Origin of the sequence: Chryseobacterium sp. W4I1 (assembly GCF_030816115.1) — a bacterium.
Classification (GTDB): Bacteria; Bacteroidota; Bacteroidia; order Flavobacteriales; family Weeksellaceae; genus Chryseobacterium.
This window is the reverse complement of record NZ_JAUSXQ010000001.1, coordinates 1,767,413-1,788,523: the sequence shown is the minus strand read 5'-3', so window position 1 is coordinate 1,788,523 and position 21,111 is coordinate 1,767,413. Positions and strand designations below refer to the sequence as shown.

The 21,111-nt window shown below is 39.8% G+C and carries 19 protein-coding genes; 3 read left to right on the top strand and 16 right to left on the bottom strand.

Going from position 1 to position 21,111, the window contains the following annotated elements; genetic code table 11:
* Window positions 1–29 precede the first annotated feature (29 nt).
* Window positions 30–1,232: an MFS transporter gene (locus QF044_RS08235; protein ID WP_307265821.1), complete on the top strand. Its 1,203-nt coding sequence runs from the start codon at window positions 30–32 to the stop codon at window positions 1,230–1,232.
* 55 nt (window positions 1,233–1,287) lie between these two features.
* On the opposite strand, the gene QF044_RS08230 is transcribed toward QF044_RS08235, so the two are convergent.
* The 5 genes from QF044_RS08230 to QF044_RS08210 all read right to left on the bottom strand — a co-directional run bounded on the left by QF044_RS08230 (window position 1,288) and on the right by QF044_RS08210 (window position 5,638).
* Complete coding sequence (locus QF044_RS08230) at window positions 1,288–2,355, bottom strand: alpha/beta hydrolase (protein ID WP_307265819.1); 1,068 nt, start codon at window positions 2,353–2,355, stop codon at window positions 1,288–1,290.
* 3 nt (window positions 2,356–2,358) lie between these two features.
* Window positions 2,359–2,919 (bottom strand): sugar O-acetyltransferase, encoded by a 561-nt coding sequence (locus QF044_RS08225; RefSeq protein ID WP_307265817.1) that lies wholly within the window; start codon window positions 2,917–2,919, stop codon window positions 2,359–2,361.
* A 252-nt stretch (window positions 2,920–3,171) separates the two neighbouring features.
* The gene (locus QF044_RS08220) at window positions 3,172–3,993 is read right to left on the bottom strand and encodes an AraC family transcriptional regulator (protein ID WP_307265816.1); all 822 of its coding nucleotides are present in this window, start codon (window positions 3,991–3,993) and stop codon (window positions 3,172–3,174) included.
* 84 nt (window positions 3,994–4,077) lie between these two features.
* Window positions 4,078–4,785, bottom strand: coding sequence for a DUF421 domain-containing protein (locus QF044_RS08215; RefSeq protein WP_307265813.1), 708 nt, complete (start codon window positions 4,783–4,785; stop codon window positions 4,078–4,080).
* A gap of 91 nt (window positions 4,786–4,876) precedes the next feature.
* Window positions 4,877–5,638, bottom strand: a complete 762-nt coding sequence (locus QF044_RS08210; protein WP_307265811.1) for an MBL fold metallo-hydrolase — start codon at window positions 5,636–5,638, stop codon at window positions 4,877–4,879.
* A gap of 90 nt (window positions 5,639–5,728) precedes the next feature.
* Between QF044_RS08210 and QF044_RS08205 the strand changes: the two genes are divergently transcribed.
* Window positions 5,729–6,046 carry a helix-turn-helix domain-containing protein gene (locus QF044_RS08205; RefSeq protein ID WP_307265810.1) on the top strand — a complete coding sequence of 106 codons (318 nt, stop codon included), beginning with the start codon at window positions 5,729–5,731 and terminating at the stop codon, window positions 6,044–6,046.
* On the opposite strand, the gene bioA is transcribed toward QF044_RS08205, so the two are convergent.
* The 5 genes from bioA to QF044_RS08180 form a co-directional block, all read right to left on the bottom strand.
* Complete coding sequence (gene bioA / locus QF044_RS08200; RefSeq protein ID WP_307265809.1) at window positions 6,000–7,322, bottom strand: adenosylmethionine--8-amino-7-oxononanoate transaminase; 1,323 nt, start codon at window positions 7,320–7,322, stop codon at window positions 6,000–6,002. The two genes, QF044_RS08205 and bioA, sit on opposite strands and share 47 nt — an antisense overlap.
* A 74-nt stretch (window positions 7,323–7,396) precedes the next feature.
* Window positions 7,397–8,383 carry a biotin synthase BioB gene (gene bioB, locus QF044_RS08195; protein WP_307265807.1) on the bottom strand — a complete coding sequence of 329 codons (987 nt, stop codon included), beginning with the start codon at window positions 8,381–8,383 and terminating at the stop codon, window positions 7,397–7,399.
* A gap of 2 nt (window positions 8,384–8,385) precedes the next feature.
* Complete coding sequence (gene bioD, locus QF044_RS08190) at window positions 8,386–9,000, bottom strand: dethiobiotin synthase (protein ID WP_307265806.1); 615 nt, start codon at window positions 8,998–9,000, stop codon at window positions 8,386–8,388.
* A gap of 64 nt (window positions 9,001–9,064) precedes the next feature.
* Window positions 9,065–10,165 carry an aminotransferase class I/II-fold pyridoxal phosphate-dependent enzyme gene (locus QF044_RS08185; protein ID WP_307265805.1) on the bottom strand — a complete coding sequence of 367 codons (1,101 nt, stop codon included), beginning with the start codon at window positions 10,163–10,165 and terminating at the stop codon, window positions 9,065–9,067.
* Window positions 10,158–10,781 carry a hypothetical protein gene (locus QF044_RS08180; RefSeq protein ID WP_307265803.1) on the bottom strand — a complete coding sequence of 208 codons (624 nt, stop codon included), beginning with the start codon at window positions 10,779–10,781 and terminating at the stop codon, window positions 10,158–10,160. Before QF044_RS08180 ends, QF044_RS08185 begins: the two co-directional genes overlap by 8 nt.
* 144 nt (window positions 10,782–10,925) lie before the next feature.
* Here QF044_RS08180 and QF044_RS08175 point away from each other — a divergent pair, with 144 nt between their 5' ends.
* Entirely contained in the window at window positions 10,926–12,413 is a 1,488-nt protein-coding gene (locus tag QF044_RS08175; protein ID WP_307265801.1) for a PLP-dependent aminotransferase family protein, read from the top strand.
* 227 nt (window positions 12,414–12,640) lie between these two features.
* Here the strand turns inward: QF044_RS08175 and QF044_RS08170 are convergent, their stop codons facing one another.
* The 6 genes from QF044_RS08170 to QF044_RS08145 are packed head-to-tail and all read right to left on the bottom strand — an operon-like array spanning window position 12,641 to window position 21,106.
* Window positions 12,641–13,825, bottom strand: a complete 1,185-nt coding sequence (locus tag QF044_RS08170) for a PepSY domain-containing protein (protein ID WP_307265799.1) — start codon at window positions 13,823–13,825, stop codon at window positions 12,641–12,643.
* Window position 13,826: 1 nt separating this feature from the next.
* Window positions 13,827–16,265, bottom strand: a complete 2,439-nt coding sequence (locus tag QF044_RS08165; RefSeq protein ID WP_307265798.1) for a TonB-dependent receptor — start codon at window positions 16,263–16,265, stop codon at window positions 13,827–13,829.
* Window positions 16,252–17,640, bottom strand: coding sequence for an AMP-binding protein (locus QF044_RS08160; RefSeq protein ID WP_307265795.1), 1,389 nt, complete (start codon window positions 17,638–17,640; stop codon window positions 16,252–16,254). Before QF044_RS08160 ends, QF044_RS08165 begins: the two co-directional genes overlap by 14 nt.
* Window positions 17,641–17,644: 4 nt before the next feature.
* The gene (locus tag QF044_RS08155) at window positions 17,645–17,890 is read right to left on the bottom strand and encodes an acyl carrier protein (RefSeq protein WP_062646915.1); all 246 of its coding nucleotides are present in this window, start codon (window positions 17,888–17,890) and stop codon (window positions 17,645–17,647) included.
* Between the two features lies 1 nt (window position 17,891).
* Window positions 17,892–19,295: an MATE family efflux transporter gene (locus QF044_RS08150; RefSeq protein WP_307265793.1), complete on the bottom strand. Its 1,404-nt coding sequence runs from the start codon at window positions 19,293–19,295 to the stop codon at window positions 17,892–17,894.
* Window positions 19,292–21,106 (bottom strand): IucA/IucC family siderophore biosynthesis protein, encoded by a 1,815-nt coding sequence (locus tag QF044_RS08145; RefSeq protein ID WP_307265791.1) that lies wholly within the window; start codon window positions 21,104–21,106, stop codon window positions 19,292–19,294. The genes QF044_RS08150 and QF044_RS08145 overlap by 4 nt, the downstream gene beginning before the upstream one ends.
* Window positions 21,107–21,111: the final 5 nt, after the last annotated feature.

Here is a 21,111-nt window from a genome sequence, read left to right as displayed (position 1 = left end):
GAATTAATTTTGCAATAAATATTTATTGTATGAAGACTGAAACAAGAAAAAATGCTTCCTATGTTCTAATGCTGATTAATGTACTGGTCATTATTTTGGTATCCAGCAATCTGAGATCTCCTATTATTTCCGTTTCTCCTGTTTTGGGTGATATAAGTAAAGCTTTGAAACTGGATAGTTTTCAGGTGAGCCTGCTTACTTCTATTCCACTTTTTATGTTTGCGACCTGTTCGGTATTGGTCAGCAGGTTCTCACATCGATTCAGCATCAGCAAATTTCTGATGTATTCCCTGATTATTTTAAGCTTTGGGCTGTTTCTGAGAATTACAGGTTCTATCTGGATGCTCTTTGCAGGCTCGGTTTTCATTGGATTGGGGATCTGCATCGGTAATGTAGTTACACCTGGATATATTAAGAATAACTTTCCAAAACAGATAGGCCTGATGACCGGAATCTTTGCGGTTTCTATGAATCTTACCGCGGCACTGGCTTCAGGTTTCAGTGTAAGAATCGGCGAATGGACAGGTTTCGGATGGCGTGGGTCATTGGGAATCTGGCTGGTAATTGCCGGTCTGGGACTTTTTGTCCTGGTTTTGGAACTGATTTTCAATAAAAAAAATAAAGGCAAGGCAAAAGCTGCATTAAGCGTTTCTGATTTTAATATGTTTAAATCTGCACAGGCATGGAACATCAGTATATTTATGGGGCTGCAATCTTTGTTTTATTACTGTATGATGGCATGGCTACCTTCATTCCTTACGGATTCCAATATGCAGGGCGAAAATACCGGATGGGTACTTTTTGTAATTCAGATCACGATGATTCCTATTGCTTTCTGTGCGCCGATTATTGCCGGAAAAATGAAAGATCAACGAATCTTGATTGTTCTTATCTGTAGCTTCATGTTTGCGAGTACCATGATGTTTGTATGGCTGCAGTCTCAATGGATCTACGCAAATGCTGTGATCATCGGTATTTCTAACGGGCTGTCTTTCAGCTTGTCTATACTTTTCTTTTCCACAAGAACAAAAAACAGCGCCAATGCCGTGAAAGTATCCGGCATGGCACAGTCGGTAGGATATCTGATTGCAGCATTTGGCCCCCCGGTCTTTGGAAAGCTGCATGATTGGGATATTTCGTGGAAAAGTTCTTTTTATTTTTTAAGTTTTGCCGTAATCCTGATGTTCTTTTTTGGAATGAAGGCGGCCAGAAATAAATGTGTTGAAGATTAAAAAGTATAAAAAAAAGTCTCTTAGTGAGACTTTTGTTTTTAAGATCATGCGTTTTTTAAAGATTTTTTTGAAAAAAGATGCTCAGTTTTTCAAAAGGAATTAAATCTGTTTTATCATAAAGATCTACATGCCCTGCTTTCGGTACGTAATACAGTTCTTTAGGCTCAGCAGCAAGTCGGTAAGCTTCTTCGCTGAATTCTTTAGAATGAGCCTGATCTCCGGTAATGAAGAGCATGGGTCTGGGAGAAATGGTTTCAATATCATTAAAAGGATAGAAATTCATAAACTTGGTGTTACTGCTCAGAGTTGGATGGGTAGTCAATTCCGGTGAACTTCCTTTGGGTGTATATTCGCCTCTGGGAGTTCTGTAGAAATCATAAAACTCCCGTTGGACCGGATGGGTGTTTTTATCCAGCTGATGAACAGTTCCGCTTGTGTATTTAGTTTCTCCGCCATTAAATTCTATATATCGCTGTTCTGCAGCTTCAGCAATAATCTTCTTACGCTGGTCAAGGGTCTGCAAGTGATTGAGTGCATTTCGGTTGGCAGCTCCCATGTCATACATACTTACCGTTGCTATAGCTTTCATCCGCGGATCAATTTTGGCTGCACTGATTACAAAGCTTCCGCTTCCGCAGATTCCCAGAATGCCGATTCTGTTTCGGTCAATAAAAGCCCGGGTTCCAAGGAAATCAACGGCGGCACTAAAATCTTCTGCATAGAGTTCAGGAGCTACTGCATTTCTAGGTTTTCCTTCACTTTCGCCCCAGAAAGAAAGGTCGATGGCTAAGGTGATGAAACCTTTTTCTGCCATTTTGGAGGCATAAACATCTGCACTCTGTTCTTTTACGGCACCCATTGGATGGCCTACAACTATAGCAGGATGTTTTTCAGTCTGACTGAAGTTTTCAGGAATGAAAAGGTGCCCGACAACATCCATATTATACTGATTTTTGAAGGTAACCTGATAGACTCCAATATTGCTTCTGACTTTAAAAGTGGTGTATTGTTCTGTGCTGATCAGTTTCATTTCAGATTTTTTTGGTTGTTGATTCTGGTTTTGTGCAGATGTTTCTCCTAAAAACAGAAGAAAGACCAGTGCTGCTGTTATTGATTTTTTCATCAGTTAAGAAATGGTTTTAATAATTTTGGCAGGAATTCCTCCTACTACGGTATGATCAGGAACGTCTTTTGAAACTACAGCTCCGGCCGCTATTACAGAATTCTCACCGACGGTTACTCCTGGAAGAATGGTAGCTCCGGCACCTATCCAGGCTCTTTTTTTGATGAGGATAGGTTTTGTTACCAATGCCCGTCTGTCTTCAGGATCCAGTGGATGATTTTCTGTAATAAGGTTTACTTTGGGGCCAATCAGAACTTCATCTTCAATGGTAATTCCACCCATATCCAGAAAGGAACAGGCGTGGTTGATAAAAACATTTTTTCCAATGCTAATGAATTTTCCGAAATTGGTATAGAAAGGAGGAAATACTGTTGTACTTTCATCTATGGCGTTATCGGTTATTTTGCTGAGAAGTTCCCGAACTTCACTTGTAGTTTCAGAATTATTGAGCTTCCGGGAAAGCTTTAAAGTTGTTTCTACAATTTCATTAATTTTAGAATACTCCGGATCATTAACACGAATAGGTTCACCTGCTTTTAATCTCTCTAATATATCTTTGCTCATGATGTTTAAATTTTACAGAACAAAATTAAAGAGAAAGCCTTACAATGTATTTGTCGTAAGGCTCAATTAATCTTTCTGAGAAGCTCAAAAAGTAGATGGCAAATCTTTTTACAGAAGAATGCAATATCGTTTTAATGGCAGTTTCAGATACTCTCTATGCGCGATGGCAAGACTGTTTTCCAGTGAAAAAGCTATGACAAAATGAGGAATGCAGCACAAAGAAAAGATTCCAAAAAAATATAAGATTGAGGCTTATATTTCGGTGGGAGAAAATCCGTACTCTTTTTTAAAGGCCGTAGAAAAATGAGAAGGATTTTTAAATCCTACTTCAATATATACGTCCCCTACTTTTTTCTTTTCTTCTTTTAACTTAAAATAAGCGGCTTCAAGACGTTTTTTAATGAGCCATTTCTGAGGAGTCAGGCTACTTATTTTCTTAAAATCCCTTTTAAATGTGGCGAGACTTCTTCCTGTATAGGAAGCAATCTGCTCCATAGTAAGATCATCTGCATAGTTTTCATTAAGAAATCCCAGAATATCTACTTTCCAGGGCTCTGTAAAATCAAATAATACGGGATAAAGAGATTCGGAACTGTTTAAAGCAACATAAATTCCTTCAAGAAGTTTAAGATGGACAATACCTTCGGTAGGTTTTATATTGCCCTCGAAATAAGGAGTCAGCGACTGAAACAAGCTGGTGATATCCGGCCGGACTTCCAGTTTGAATACATTTTTTTCAGAAACCTGAGGCTTATCCGGTATTTCAGATCTGTTCATTGTACTGTAAAATTCACGCAGAGTATTTCTGCTGAACGTAAGTGATATTCCTTTGTAAAGTTCTTCTCCAACGCTGTTTTTGTACATTGTAAGACGGTGATCTCTGCGGATAAAAGCACATTCACCTGCTTTAATAATTATTTTTTCACCTCTGTCTTCGATGATTTGTTCACCGGAATACAGGTATAAAAGTACATGTTCGGGAGTGGAATGGATGCATTTTTCGCTGTAGTCAGAAAAACAAGACAGGAATATGCCTGAATAATTCAGTGTTCGCAACTTTTCTGTCTGTTTCATTTAAGCTTACATTTTATTGTTAAGATTTACAAATTTAGGAATAATGGCTGGTTTAAAATTTGTTGTAAGGCTCATTTATTATTCTTAGGTTACCCTTCTTTTGTTGCTGGCCTCCACCCACTCATCTTTCCGGCATTTGGGACATTTTTCTGTATTTCCCTTGGTTTTCAATTCGGTATAGCCACAGAATATGCAGGAATAATAAGCTTCTTTTTCAGCCATTTTTAATGAATCTTCTAATGATTCCGGCATGATGGGAAGACCATATTTCACTTTTTCATCTTCAAAATAAAATATACTGATTTCCCCTGAGCTTTCTACAATAGCTGTTTCGATCTGACCCAATTGGGAAACTCCTTTTAATCTTAATTCAGCAAAGAATTCATCGCTGCCTAAGTTTTCTTTTTTGAAATTGTCAATGGCAAATTCTCCTTCACGAATCAGGCAGGCAGAAGAGCCTTCCACCAGCTTTTCAAAATTTTTGCTTTTGGCGATAAAAATTGTAATGATCGTGTATAACAGAATAATAACGATAAAAACCAGGATTGAAGAGACAATTCCCACATCTTTGTTAAACATAGGATCACCTGCCGCAGAGCCTAAACCGATAATAACAACAAGTTCAAAAATGGATAGCTGTTTAACCCCTCTTTTACCTAAAATTCTCAGCCCGGCGATGATTGTCAAAAACATAATAGCCGTCCTGAGAATAATTTCTAAAAGAAAAGACCATTCTTCATGCCCCATTAGTAATTCTTTCCAGTTGAGCTCTAAGAGAAATAAGGATAGCATAGAAATTAATTTAGAGAAGGCATTCAAAAAATAAGCCATCCCAAACCTACTCATCTAAAAGATTAATAGATTTTAAACTCTTTTAAATTAATTATAAAGAATATTCCATACCGTCCTGAAGAACTAAACATCTGTTTTTCATACCGTTTTCATTGATTCTATTCTGAATAAATTCACGGTTTTCTTTGCAGTGACTAACTGCTTCAAGATGGGTGACCAGAACAGAGGCATCAGGTGCATATTCACAAAGTTTAATGATGTCTTCACTCGTCATAATAATAGGGTCTCCCACAGCAAAAGTGGCTGCACCTCCGGCTACAACAATATGCTGTGGCTTGTGCTGATCGATTTCTGCCGCAATTTTGTCATACCAGATGCTGTCGCCAACAATATAGAGGGTTTTATCCTCTGTTTTAAAGACAAATCCGTTTACCTTGCCCATTTTCTCCCCTATTTCACCGGTTCCGTGCTGTCCTTCTGTAATGGAAATGCTTATGTTTTTCCAAATGATGCTGTCTTTGATAGAAATTATATTCTTAAAACCGGATTGCGCAATCTGGTCCGAAATAATCTCAGGACAGATCACGGGAATATTTTTATCTAAAAGTTCAATAGCTTTTCCGTCCCAATGATCAGGATGAAGATGAGTTACTGCTACTGCATCAATTTTGGACAGCTTATCCTTCAGTTCTTCTTCACTGAATGGAAGATCAACTAATGGGTTCAATAATTCGTTATCCGTCATCGGAAATTTCCCCAAAGAACCTTTTTCTCCAAGCATGGGATCAATTAAAATATTTTTTCCTCCGATCTGGAGCAGTAATGTGGCATTGCGCCATAATTCTATTTTCATTTTACTTAATTTTGTCATTGCAAAGCTATTGCTCAATCAAGATTAAATAATAGACGGTTACCAAAAGGTTAACGATAAAAACATTTGTTGATGAATTTTGAAGAATTTAAAAACTGCGGGCTCAGACGAAGCCTGGACATTCTTTCCGGAAAATGGAAACCGCTGATTCTTCAGAATCTTTTTGAGGAAGACCAAGTAAGATTTGTGGAATTGTGGCGTAAAATGCCTCGAGTTTCAAAAAAGGTGCTTTCGGAGCAGCTGAAACAAATGGAGGAAAATCATATCATTCAACGCATTGAAGTTTACAATTTTCCTCCTGAAGTTTATTATAAATTGACGGATAAAGCCCGGAAGTTAGGTCCTATCCTTGATCAGCTGCATGCTTGGGGCAACGATCTTGATTCTTAAAAGCATCCAATACTTCCAAAATATTCCGGTAAATAAAATCAAGTTCTTCTGCAGTAATGCAATACGGCGGAACCAGATACATAACATTTCCCAGCGGACGTATAATAATCCCACGTTCCAGAAATTCATCATACAAAACCTTTCCAATCTGATTAAAATAAGAAGTATTCTGATCGGTTTTATACTCAAAAGCCAGAATAGTTCCAGTCTGACGTACATTTTCAACATCCGGATGCTTTAAAAGAACTTTAGAAAAATCTGAATGTTGTCTGCTAATTCGGTCAATTGCTCTTAAAGTTTCTTCCTGTAATAAAAGTTCCATGCTGGCCAGTGCCGCCGTACATGCTAAAGGATTAGCCGTAAAAGAATGCCCGTGAAACAGAGTTTTATACTTGTCATCAGATAAAAAAGCATTGAAAATCTCCTGAGAACAGGTCGTAATTCCCATCGGCATTGTTCCTCCGGTGAGGCCTTTTGAAAAGCACATAATATCTGGCATTTCTGTAAGATGGTTAGCTGCAAAAAGCTTTCCGGTCCTTCCAAAACCTGTGAATACTTCATCCTGAATCATCAGAATTTCTTCGTTTCTGCAAAACTTCATCAGTTCATCCAGATGTTTGGCCTCATATATCAGCATGCCTGCTGCGCCCTGTACCAAAGGTTCATAAATAAAACAGGCTGTCTCTTCTGCTATATCTTTAATCTGTATTTTTAAACTTTCCAGGTTTTCTGAGTTGGGTGTATCAATAAAGATCACTTCAAATAACATACTCCCGAAAGGCTTTGTCCAGGCACTTCTTCCGCTCACGGACATCGCCCCGAAGGTATCACCGTGATAAGCATTTTTAAAAGCCAGAATTTTAGTCTTCTCTTTTCCGAGGTTATAGGCGTATTGAATACACATCTTCAGCGCTGCTTCAACTGCTGTCGAGCCATTATCCGAATAAAAAACTTTTTTCTGATTATCAGGAAGCAGTCTTAATAGATTTTCTGAAAGTTGAACTGCTGGTTCATGCGTAAATCCTGCAAAAATAACCTGTTCCAGAGTATTTAACTGTTCAAATACCCGCTCGGCTATATAAGGATGAGCATGGCCGTGCAAAGTCACCCACCATGAAGACACTGCATCGATATACTTTTTCCCTTCATCGTCATATAAATAAACACCCTTGCCTTTAACAATGGGTACTGCATCGCCTGCCGTTTTCATTTGGGTATACGGATGCCAGTTGATGGCTTTGTCTCTTGACTTTAGGGATTGTATTGATTTATTCATGTAAAATGTATTTATGATTTTTTAAAAGCTGGAAGTTAGAAGCTGGGAGTAATGGAAGTTGACTCGAAACTCAACTAACAACAGCTACTCTCCTTCATCTTCATCGGTTTTAGTCCCAGTTTTTCCAGCATCTGCATATCTTCTGAAACTCCCGGATTTGGTGTCACCAACAGCGTTTCTCTTTCTCCTGTAAAGATTGAATTGGCTCCTGCCATAAAGCACCACGCCTGCTCTGTTTCATTCATTTCTATTCGTCCTGCACTTAATCTGACCATGGAAGAAGGCATGACAATTCTTGCAGTCGCAATCATTCGTACCATTTCCCAACTGTCTACTTTTTCGTTATCTTCAAGCGGCGTTCCTGCTACTCTGGCTAAGGCATTAATAGGAACAGATTCCGGATGTTTGGGCATTGTGGCTAATGTTAAAAGCATTGAGATCCGGTCTCTGTGCGTTTCTCCAAGTCCGATAATTCCTCCTGAACAAACCGTTATTCCGGCATTTCTTACATTATTAATGGTATTGATCCTGTTATCGAAGGTTCTGGTTGAAATAATTTCTTCGTAATACTGTTCAGAAGTATCCAGATTGTGATTGTAAGCGTATAAACCTGCCTCCTGAAGACGGATAGCCTGTTCTTCAGTAAGCATTCCTAAAGTACAGCATACTTCCAGTCCAAGCTCATTCACTCCTTTTACCATATCGATTACACGGTCAAAATCACGGTTATTTCGAACTTCACGCCATGCTGCAGCCATACAGAAACGGGATGAACCGCTGTTTTTTGCTTTTTGAGCGTGAGCAATAACGGTTTCTGTCGGAAGCAATGCCTGTACTTTGATATTGGTATGGTAACGGGCAGCCTGACCACAATAGGAACAATCCTCAGGACATCCTCCTGTTTTGATGGATAATAAGGTGGAGATCTGTACTTCGGTCGGATCGTGCCATTCACGGTGAACGGTGGCTGCCTTATAAATCAGCTCCAGTAACGGCTGGTGGTAAATTTCTTCTATTTCTTCTTTTGTCCAGTTGTTTCTTACGGTTGTTTTTTTGTCCATTATCATAAATTTGTTTTTGTTAATTGTTCTGCGGCAGCTTTAATGCTGTCTTTTGTGGGTTGGTCAATTTCAGGAATGTGGATGATTCTCGTTTGTCTTTTAATAAAGTTGCTGATGACTCTTTCGGTATCCGGAGAAAAAACTCCGTTGAGGATCAGGCATTCCAGTTTGAGATTTTTCTGTTCTAATGCCATGATGGAAAGCAAAGTATGATTAATACACCCTAAATAATTCCTCGCCACCAATGCCACCGGAAGTTCCAGTTTTTCTGTAAGATCAATCATGAAGATATCATCTGTAAGCGGGACCATAAGCCCTCCGGCTCCTTCTACAATAAGACTGTTCTGTGTTTCAGGCAGATGAAACTGGTCAAGATCAATCTGCACATTTTCTTCCCGTGCCGACTGATGCGGTGATGCAGCCAGCTTAAAACGGTAAGTTTCCGGATGGCAGACTGTATTTTCTGTCCATGATTCTATTTTATGACTGTCCGAATAGTCCAGATCTCCGGATTGTACGGGTTTCCAGTAATCGGCTTTAAAATATTGCGTTAAAACGGCAGAGCAAATTGTTTTTCCTACTTCGGTGCCTATGCCGGTGATGAATAGTTGGGTCATGCGGGTTACGGGTTTCGAGATGCGTGATTCGGGATTTAGGTTTAAATATTAATTTTTGTTTGGTTTAAAGGAGTGCTTTGATGAGTCCTGTGAGTTCTATGATCTCCTTTTCGGTATTGAAGCTGTGGAGGCATATTCTGAGTCTTTCAGTTCCTGCTTTTACAGTGGGACTGTAGACGGCATAGGTTAAGAAATTATGATCAGATAGTCCTTTCTGTAAACTTCTTAATTGATGATTGTCCGGAACCAATACAGCCTGTATCGGACTCAATTCCGAAGATGGTGTTTCTATATTTTGATTTCTGAAAATTTCAATGTTGTGATGAAGTTTTTCTGACGGTCCCGGCTTTTGTTTTAAAAACTCATATGCTGTTTGAATAGCTATCCATAAAAAATCATGAGCTGCGGTCGTATAAATAAACGGAGACGCAAAATTCACTAAATAGGATTTTACGGTTTCATCACAAAGAATAGCTGCGCCATGTGCCCCTAAAGCTTTCCCATAGGTTACTACAGCTGCAAAAACATCATTTTGCAATTGGTATTTATCAATCAAAGCATATCCAAAAACTCCGAAAGAATGGGCTTCATCTACAATCAGTGCGGCATGATATCTTTTTGCTAAAGCTGCAATTTCCTGAATAGGTGCCAGATCTCCATCCATGGAATAAAGGCTTTCTATAGCAATAAAACAGGGTCCGGTCTGCTTTTTCAGGATACTTTCCAAATCTTGCAGATCATTGTGACGGAATTTTAATTTCCGGGCATGAGACATCCTGCACGCATCATGAACAGAGCGGTGAATCTGCTCATCTACAATAATCGTGTCGTGACGGTCAGGCAGCGTTGAAAATAAAGCCAGATTCGCATTGTAACCGGAAGAAAAAAGCAGAGCTGCTGGGTATTGATGCTGTTCAGAAATATACTCTTCTGTTTCATCGGTTATATTGCTGTTCCCGCTGATCAACCTTGAACCGGAGCTTCCTGAAAGAAGCTGAGGGTTTTCCTGAACCTTCAGAAGCAGTTGTGCCTGAAGTTCTTCATTTCCGGCTAATCCAAGATAATCATTGGAATAAAAATCAATCCCTTCTGATTTTGGTTTTAAAGTTCTTAATGTGCCCGCTTCTTTTCTTTTGTCAAGCGCTTCCTGAAATTTTTTAAGCATAATCTAACTCTGAAACTTCCTCTGCGATGGCATTGATCCACTGATCATGCAGTTCTTTTTCTAGGGTCAAAATCGTTTCTGCGTGCTGCTGCCAGTCAGCGGAAAATTCATTTAACTGATCGATCATTTCCTCAAGATGTCCTTCCTCTTCCAGAATAATAGATTTCACCATAATTTTCGAAGATTCTTTGGTCAGAATATCCTGATAAACCGGGTAAAGCTCATCTGCACGGACTTCAATAGCATAGGTTACAAAAAGGTAGGCCGCAAATTTCAGTTCTTCTTTGTTCAGGTTAAATGCAGTCTGAAGGTATCTGCATACCTTAACATCTAGTGAATGAAGATATTGCCGGGTGGCAATTGGAGCCAGAAGTTCATCTGCTTCATAAGTTTTACACAATTCTGAATCTATTTTTCCGATCTGTTTTTTTAGATAATAAGCGTGGCGGTGCTCTTCAGCAGCATGTTTCAGCTGAATCAGCGTAACAGAAACCGGATGTTCACACTTTGAGATTTTTCTGGCACCGGCATTTTCCATGTACGAAAGCGTGTTCAGCCATTTGGCGTGAGTTCCGCCGTCCTGGACGATTTTTTCTAGCAGTTGATGAAATTCCATAGGTTTATCAATTTTGGTGGGTTGCGAGTGTCGAGGTTTAGTTTTCTTATCATTGCTTGTAGGCCTCCTATCTCGTAACTTTCATTTATTCTGATCCAAAATTAGTATATTGCCGGACCATTAAAAGGTGCCAGTTTTAAGATTATGGATAGTCCGGTTAAAATTCCTTACGAAAGTTTTATAGAAATTGACAGAAATTCAGAGACTTCGATCTATATGCAGATTGCGAATCAGTTGATCAATGCTATTCAGAGAGGTTTTCTGCCCTATGGTACCAAGTTACCGGGAACCAGAGCTTTTAGTGAAGTTCTGGAAATCCACCGGAATACTGCTGTGGCTGTTTATGATGAATTATCTGCACAGGGCTGGGTGGAAAGCCTTCCGAATAAAGGAACGTTCATCATTGGAGAAAATCAGGAAAAGCCCGTAAAGGTTAAAGATTTTGAAAAAGATAACCTTCAGAATTATCCTGAGACGACAGGTTTTTCATTCAAAACTTCCAATATTTTGGATAATCCTTTTGAGCATTCGGACTGTGAGTATGTTTTTAATGATGGAGTTCCGGATATCAGACTAACTCAGATCGGACAGCATTCAAGGTTTTACAGCTCTATTCTAAAACGGAAATCCAACCAGAAAATGCTTGGGCATTATAATCATGACGGAAGTGAATTTTTTAAAGAACATCTGTCACATTACCTTAATCTATCCCGCGGACTGCCTATTTCAAAGAACAATCTTCTCATTACCCGAAGCACGGAAATGAGTATCTATATTGTTTCCGAAATTCTCCTTTCTGCAGGAGATACCGTATTGGTAGGTGCTTTGAGCTATTTTTCTGTGAATATGATTTTCCAGAAAGCGGGTGTCAATATTGTTTCAATACCTATTGACGGAGAGGGAATTATCGTGAAAAACGTCCGTGAGGCCTGTAAAAAGCAGAAAATCAGGATGCTTTATCTTACGCCGCATCACCACTATCCTACTACTGTTGCGTTAAGTGCACAGAGAAGGCTTGAACTGCTGGATCTTGCCCATGAATTCGGGTTTATCATTCTGGAAGATGATTACGATTATGAATTTCATTATGACAAAAGCCCCATTCTTCCGCTGGCAAGTGCGGATACTAAGGGAATGGTTATTTATATCGGATCTTTTGGAAAATCATTGGCTCCGGGATTCCGGACCGGTTTTATTGTGGCTCCGGAAAATCTGATGGTTGAGATGAGGAAATATCTCGGAATTATAGACCGTCAGGGGGATATTTTAATGGAAAGAGCTTTGGGTGAAATGATCGAGGAAGGTGAAATACACCGGTATCTGAAAAAATCGTTAAAGGTTTACCAGGAAAGACGGGATTATTTTGCAGAATTACTTGAAGAAAATCTAGACGGATTAATCAAGTTCCAGAGGCCTTCGGGAGGTCTTGCTTTCTGGCTGGAATGGAATATTCCTGTCAATCTGATGCAGTTGAGTCGGAATTGTGCACAGAACAATTTATTTATTCCCAAAACACTACTTTATCAGACCAAGGATCTTACGGCGATGAGGTTGGGTTTTGGAAATCTGAATTTTGAGGAAATGGAAAAGAGTATTGAAATTCTTTCTGATGGTGCTAAAAGATTGTTATAGGAAATCTCTCGAAGATTAAGCAGATATGGCAGATGTTTGCGTTTTTATTAATCTGCTCAATCCGCTTAATCTGCGAGAGGTAAAAAACATCTAAAAATCACACAGAAGATTTAAACTAGCATAAAATTTCACGCAGAGTTTACTGATTATGTAGATAGTTATGTTATTTGAATTGGAATAAAAAAAGTGTAACAGTTACGTTACACTTATCTAAAATTTTTGTTTTTTTAATTTGAAGGAGTCAATATCTTCACTTTCTTTTTCTTGGGTTTCTTCTTTTTTCTGTTCAGATAAATAATAAATCCGGTGATGGGAAGTGAAGCTGCCATCATGCCTGCAAAAAGATATAAAATCCGGCCCGTCATTCCAAAGATGCTTCCTGTATGAAGGTCATAATTTCTTTCTCTTAATGCAGTTCCATATCCTATACTTTTATCTTTGTAGGATTGATGCTTTAAGATTTTTCCTGAGTATTGATCAAAAGTAAACTGCTCATTCTCGTATTGCTTATTTCCGTACGTTACCTCAGCATAATAAGTTCCTTCTTCTGTTTTAGGAAAGCTGATGAGTGCAGATTTCTTATCTGCGAGGCTCTGTTCTACCCTGTTTCCGACCATATTCAAGATGTTTTTCTTGTCTGAAGATTCTTCGGCAGGAATGGTACTTTTAGCCTTCTGTTCGGTTTTTGTCTTTCCGTTCAGTGTTTTTTTGACCCATTGATCAACATCCTCAAAATTCCATATCAAAGCGGCGTATGAAATAAGACATAAAGGAATGACTGCATAAAATCCTAAGACATTGTGCATATCATAATTAACTCTTTTCCATTTGGCTGATGTTTTGATCGTAAACATTCCTTTGAGTGCCTTTTTATTCATTTTGCGGGGAAACCAGATCATCAATCCTGAAAAAAGCATGATCGCCAATATCAGTGTGGAATATCCGGTAATGGTTTTGCCAATTTTTTCACCCAATAAAAGCCTGCGGTGCAAATCCATCACGATTTCAAAAAAATCATTTTTGGCATTTTCCACCTCAAGAACTTTTCCGGTGTAAGGATCTACATACACTCTGTAATAATGGATGTAAGAACCCCAATACGTCAGAGCTTCTTTATCCATTTTCAAAGACCGGAAAGCATAGCTTCTGGATGGATCTGAGGATATTTCTACCCTGCTTACCTTTAAGCTGTCCGGAAGTGCCTGCTCAGCTTTTAGTTTAAGATCGGAAAACTGCAGCTTTTCTTTTTTTATGGTTTTGACGAAATATTTTTCAGGGTGTAATGCATGTTTCAGCTCTTTTTCAAAAGCGAGAATACATCCTGTCACCGCCATTATGACAACTATAAGCCCGGACGTTAGTCCGAGCCATAGATGTAATTGATATGCTGTCTTTCTGAGTATAGAATTCATATTAAAACTTAAGAGTAACCTCCGCTACAAAGTTACGGGGCATTTGGGCTACTATAACACCCTGTCCTGCGAAATACTGCGCATTTCCTAAATTATTCATTTTAAATCCTAATCTGTATCTTTCTTTTTCAAGAGATACGGAAGCGTTCACTAAAGTATAAGCCGGGAATGTAAACTGTCCGGTAGCTGCATTGTCTACAGTAACCTGCTCACCCACGCGGTTTACTCCAAAACCTAATCCGAGACCTGAAAGTCCTTTGATCGGCAATATGTAGCTTACCCATGAATTGAATACATTAGCCGGACCTGAAGACGACGGACGGCGGCCATCTACATTGGTAGCAGCTTTTACAAACTTACTGTCGTTATAAGAATATCCTGCCATAATGTTCAGCCCCTGAATTGGATTAAGGATGGTTTCAATTTCGATCCCTTTACTTTTCTGTTCTCCGTCCTGGATGGTCACATTATAGTTTGTTCCGTCGCGATTCACAACATCTGCCCGTAACATATTGTCAACCAGAATATCATAATATCCTACTGTGAAATTCACTCTGTTTCTCCAAAGATTTCCTTTGAATCCTACTTCCCACTGATTAGATCTTTGTGGTTTGAAATCTCCACTGTAGTCTGCAAGTGGCTGCGCAACCGGAGCTAAATTACTGAAACCATTCATATAGTTAGCATAGGCAGACAGACGGTCTTTAAGAATCTGATAGGATAAACCAAGTTTTGGAGACAACGCATTCTGATTGAATGGCCCCGAATTAGAATTCTTAACCAAGTCAAGCTGTCCTTTGCTTTCATAATGGTCAAAACGTAAACTCAACAAAGTAACCAAACGGTCTGTAATATATACCGCATCGGAAATATAAGCGCCATAAATATTACTTGATGCCGTATTTCGTACTAAAGGTGCTGTAGAAGTCTGAATTTTCTGTAACGCCAAATCTCTGGTTATATTACCATATGTACCTGTTATCGGCGGAGCTATCGGCGCTGTAGGATTTCTGGGATCAATGTAATCGAATACGACAATTGGAGAAAGGTTATTATTCATAGACTGGTTTAAATAATCCAATCCTACAAGAACCTTATTTTTGATTTTTCCTATTTTGAATTCCCCGTTAAAGTTCTGCTGAACACTGGTAGACGCTCCTTCACCATTCTGCCACTGTACATTACGCTCTAAAAGATTGTCCGTATTTCCTCTCATGAACTGATATTGATACAATCCTTCCGTTTTTCTGTAATTTCTTGAGATCAAAGTCTGTGAAGTCCACTGATCTGAAATTTTATAATTAATCTCAGCTTTTACGTTAATGGAAGGTGCCTTTAAGCTCATATCATTATTGGAATAAGATCTTTTCCAATCGTATCCAAGCTCATCCGGAGTGGTTGCGATGAATGGTCTGGTTCTCGGTAAAAAGATAATCGGAGTGTTTGTTCCTTCATAAGTGTAAATCTGAGCTCCCAAGTTAAATTTTAAACGGTCATTCACCTGATAGCTGAATGTAGGCGCCACAAACATGGATTTTCTAAACTCAGAATCTCTGAACCCGTTCTGGTACTGATAGGCAGCATTCAAACGGAATAAAGTCTTTCTTGACTCTGTGATTGGACCGTATACATCAGCCGTCACACGATTCAGGTTATAACTTCCCAAAAGATAAGAAGCTTCTCCGCCGAAATAATCTTTCGGCTTTTTCGTCACCACATTAATTAATCCTCCAAACGAATTAACCGCACCACCATACAAAGTTCCAGAAGGTCCTTTGATGACGTCGATACGTTCAATATCCGCAGGATCAATTTCTGAGTTGGTAGTCGCAGGAACACCGTCTACCATAGAAACTCTGGTAGGAAACCCTCTTAAATTGTAGTAGAAACTTCCGTCTCCCGCTCTACCCGCACTTCCCTGCATTTTTACAATACCCGGTGCATTTTTTAAGGCGTCCGACATATCATACACCAACTGCTCTTTCAGGATCTGCTGGTTGATGCTTGTATACATTTGCGGATTTTCAATGTTTCTCAGAGGCATTTTAGAAATCGAAGTACTGTCTCTGTCCAGAAATTTATTTCTGCTGAAAGCGTATACTGTGATTCCTTCGATCACATTGTTTTCTGCTTCCGGATAAATCACCGGAATTTCAAAGACATCTTTTTCAATACGGATCTGCTCACGCATCAATTCTATGTCATTTAAAACCACCTGAAGCGTATATTCTCCCGGTGGCACATTATCAAAATAGTATTCTCCTAAACTGTTGGTCTTAGCCTGATACGGCGTATTGACTAATCTTAAAAGCGCATTCTTCACGGGCACCTTTTCAGACAACATAATCTTTCCGTTAACACGTTCACTCTGCTGGGCAGAAACAAAAAGAGGAAGACCGACAAGGAATAAAAGTAATATAGGGGTTTTAAATATTTTCATGCTGTAAGTTTTGTAACAGGGGATAGTTTATTTTGCCGTTTGGTGATAATGGAAATGATTCTATGTGTTCGGTGCGTACGTACTGCGGATTGATGCGCAGTTTACTTTTAATGGTTGCCGTAATGGTCTGGGGATCAATATTGATGTTGTCATACAGAACAATGATTTTTTTGTCATTGCCGTTCAGGCAGACCACTGTATTGCCTTCCAGTTCATTCTTAAGGATAAACTCTACCTCATCCAGATTGAGACGGATTCCGAAAAGCTTCATGATGCGTTTGATTCTTCCTGTGATGTAATACAGTCCGTTCTGCCCTCGTCTGCCTGTGTCTCCTGTATGAAGAAGCTTAGGCTGTTCGTAGGTAGACAGATCTTCAAGCTTGTTGGCATATCCACCGCTGATGCTTGAATGTAAAAAGAGCAGTTCATCCGTTTTAGGATCAATCTGGAAGCTTCCTCCGTGTACAGGAGTACCAATAGACGTTTCCTCTTCAAGAAGTCCGTCTGTAGTAAGATAAGCCATTCTTCCGCCTGCTTCCGTCTGTCCATATTGGGCAAAGAACTGTTTATCGAACTCAAGGCAGTAATTGAAGATGGTTTTCCTCAATTCAGCATTGATCACACCTCCTGTATGGGTCATATACCTCAGGCTCCTGCTGTCTTTTCTGAAGAATCCGATTCTGTTCAGGTTTTCGTACAGATATGGAACGCCTCCAAGCGTGCTGTACCCATACGCTTCCATTTCATCCCAAAAGGCTTTCTGCATGATGTCTTTGTCCGTACAAACTATTCTTCCCGCACGCATACAGTTGGTGGTAAAAATAGAAAAACCGTACACGAAATTAATCGGTACGTTGAGCGGAACTACATCAGATTCCAGGATCGGCATGTATTGAAGGATACTCACTGCATTCTGATAAAGGTTTTCATCTGAAAGCTTCACCAGTTTCGGAACTCCGGTGGTTCCGGAAGTACTTAAAAGGATCTTGATGTCAGGATGAATGGTCACTTCCGGCTGGTAATCTTCTTTAGCAAAGATTTTAACCGTTTCCGAAAACTCCTTCAGCGAATACCCCTGAACCTCATCTCTTGAGGGATCAAAGATATATTTGGGACGGTATTCTGCTTCCAGACGTTCTTTAAATTCCGGATGCAGTTTCTGTCCCAAAACAGCAATGGCATGCGCGGTTCCATAGAAATTGAGGAGTACTTCAATACTAGGTACCTGATTGTCATTGTACAAAAAGATCAATCCTTTTTCTACAGGATTGAGGCCTAAAGACCGGTACAGTGTTCCCACCGGCGTGGAAGCACCGGTGGAAGCATCTGTAAACAACAAGTTCTTGTTGGCAATTACATTTTCTAAAATTTTCATATACTTAGTTTTCTACGAGTACATCGTATTTTTTCATTTTTTCGCGGATCTTTCCGACGGTTCCCATTTCAAGGATGTCGTTAAAGTCAAACTTGACACGGTAGAACTGCTCCAACGCTTCTACAATAAGCAGATGCGACATAGAGTCCCACTCAGGAATCTCCTGATAGGTAAGGTTTTCGTCTACCAATTCTTTTTTCACAGCGATTGCTGATGCGATAATTTCATAAAATTCGTCTGTTGTGTGCATTTTAAATTTTTATAGTTTTCCATTTACCATTTTTGAATATCATAAGGAACAGTACAGCCAGTACGATTTCCGAAGAAACAATAGCGGTGAATATTCCTTTCAGTTCCCATTGAAGCCTTACCCCAAGCAGGTAAGCCAAAGGAAGCTGAATCACATAGAACATGATCATGTACAGCAGGGTTACCTGCATAATATTACCGGCCGCATTAAGCGCACGGCTGATCACCATTGTAAAACCGAGTAAGAGATAAGCCATAGACACCACATGGATGTACTGTACGGCATATCGCGCTACCTCAGCCTCCTTGGTGAAGAACGTCACCACATATTCCGCAGCGAACTGCCAGAATACAGCGACGGCTATCAGATAAGTCATATTGATTCCTCCGGCTCTCCATACTGTTTTTTCAGCACGGTCCGGATTTCCGGCTCCTAAATTCTGTCCTGTAAGAACCCCTGCAGCATTTCCTATTCCCCACGCAGGCATCGTTGCCACAGAAGCAATTCTCTGCGCAATAATGTATCCTGCAAGAGCAGTAGTCCCGAAAGTGGCGATGATTTTAACCATAATCAGCCAGCTTGAAGCAGGAATAATGTACTGAACCAGTCCTCCAAAAGTAATTTTCAGTATTTTCTTAATTAAAGGCAGATCAAGATGAAACTTGACCAGGATATTAACACTGGTTTTGCGTGTAAGAAGAATAAAGAACTGATACAAAACTGCCAATAATCGGGATAGTATAGTAGCATAAGCCAATCCCATCAATCCGTAAGCAGGAATAAAACCCAGTCCGAAAACAAGGATCACGGCGAACACCATACTTGAGATATGACAAAGCCACAATGACTTCATCGCCAGATCGGCATCTCCCGCTCCTCTGAACAAACCATTGATAGACAGACGCAGAATCACCAGACCGATACTCAGAAACACCAGCTTGGAAAAAGGAAGTCCGTTATTTACCATCCCTGTATTGAATCCAAGGAAGCTGATGATCTCACCAGTAAAAAGGAATGACAGACCACCAATCAGTAATGCAAAAGCAGAGGCCAGTAATATGATATAATGCGCAGTCCGGCTCATACCCTCCTGATCTTTCTCTCCGGCTCTCCTGGCCGTCAGTGTTGCAGCGGCGATACCCAAACCAATGGCAATCGCATTGGCAAAATTGATATAGTTATCTGCAATTCCCACGAGTCCAAGGACTTTATCTCCTAATCTTGCAATAATTAAAAGATTGATACTGACAAAAACAGATTCCATCACGAGCTCCATCACCATCGGAATGGCAAGGCTGAAGATAGAACGGTTGATACTCCCTGAGGTAAGTTCTACTTTTTTTCCCGCTAAAGCTCCGTACGCAAATACAGAGCTTTCTTTTACAAGATGCAGAAGCTTTCTCATACGGTCGCTACAGAGTTTTTATTCGCAATCTGATACAAAGGATTCGGCAGTGCACCGTCTTTCTTTGGAATAGCAAATGCTTTATTTTCACTGTAACCGTTGTTTTTCAAACGAAGACTGTTGATGTAGAACCTTTTGAAGGTAGGGACATACAGGTCATATTTTTCATAACGCTCATTCAGATGAGGATTATGGTTTTTGTAGTTCTCTATACAGTCATAAACAAGCGTCCAGAAGGTTTCTTCCTCAAAGCTGGAATGCGTATGCAGAACATTGGATAAATATCTGAAGAACGCATCAAAAACACCCAAGAGAATAGACAATGGAACGTTTTCCTTGTTGGAAGACTGGATCAGTCCGTCTGCCAGATGATCAGGAAGTTTTTCCCTTGCTTCTGTAGTCAGGACAATATCATCCACAAAATCTTTGATGACAATTCTCTGTGGCACTCCGTTTTTCAATACGACCATAATGTTTTCTCCGTGAGGGGTTACACAAAGAGAATGGGTGTAATAAATGTGAAGCAACGGCGTAAGATAAGCATCCAGATAATCTGTGATCCACTGCCTGATACTGATTCCTGCCTGTTCTGCAAAAGCCTGTACCAAAGGAACTCCATTTTGATCTACAAAAAGCAGGGAAGCCATGGTAAACATTTCTTCGTCTTCCTGTAAATAATTGGAAGCACTTTCGCGCCATAAAGCTCCAAGAAATTCGTTATACTGATAAGGAACACCGGCAATTGCACTGTATTGAGGGTGCAGATAAGCAATAGAAGCTTCTTCTCCTAAGAATATGGTTCCTTTGGTTTCAAGATAAGCATCGCCTTTGATCAGTCCTTTTACCCAGTCTGTAATGGAAGGGGCAATTTTCATCTGCTTAGGCGACAGTCCTCTGATATTTCCTGTACTTAAAATAGAAACAGCGGTTTTCAGATATCTTTTTTCAGGATGATCTGTATTAAACAAAGTTCTGATGCTCTGTTGCGGGCTATACACATCATTTCCTTCTCCTAAAAGAACTAAGATACCGGATGCGATATCACCTGCAAAGTGAATTTTCAGTTTATGTTCCCATTGCCATGGATGCACGGGAATTAAATTATAATCATCAGGAGACTTTCCGGAATCGATCAGCCTTTGTTGAAATGATTGATACAATTCGTCTCCAATTTCAGAACGGTAAAATCCTTCCTGATTTATATGCTCCAACGACTGGAACGCTGATCTGTCCTTATGAGCAGCCAGCCACAACACTTTTAAATCCTCTCCCGCTTCCGGAGCAAACGTTTCAAGATCAGTAGGAGAAAATCCTAACCTGCTTTTGTTAACGATCACCCAAGGATGGCCCGTCATCTGATGTTCTACAGTCTGATAATTACTTGATGCCAATTCTTTTGAAGACATAACGCCTCTGGATAAGATCAGTGCATCACAATATAAGGTATGCAGCAATTCCTCGGTATATCTTGCCAGCGTATTGGCATCCAAATCGAATACGGTCTGCATTTCAAGGAAAAACTGGGGAATATTCAGCGCTGAGGTTGAAACTCCATTCTCTATTTTTTCGATACTGTCCGTATCAATGTGCCAGTAATCCATCATCCTTTCCTGTCCGCGGAAACTGTATGCGATAGTTTCAATCCCGGTCTCCAGTTTGAAGACTGTAAATCCAGCGTCATCCTGTGAAACGGCAACAGGTTTTAACCGTTCTTCATGCATTAATTCTGCAATCGTCTTGGCCATAAGGTCTCTGTTGGCCTGTAGCCAGATTTCCTGACTGATTGTATTATTTTTTAAGTTGGTGTTCATTGTTC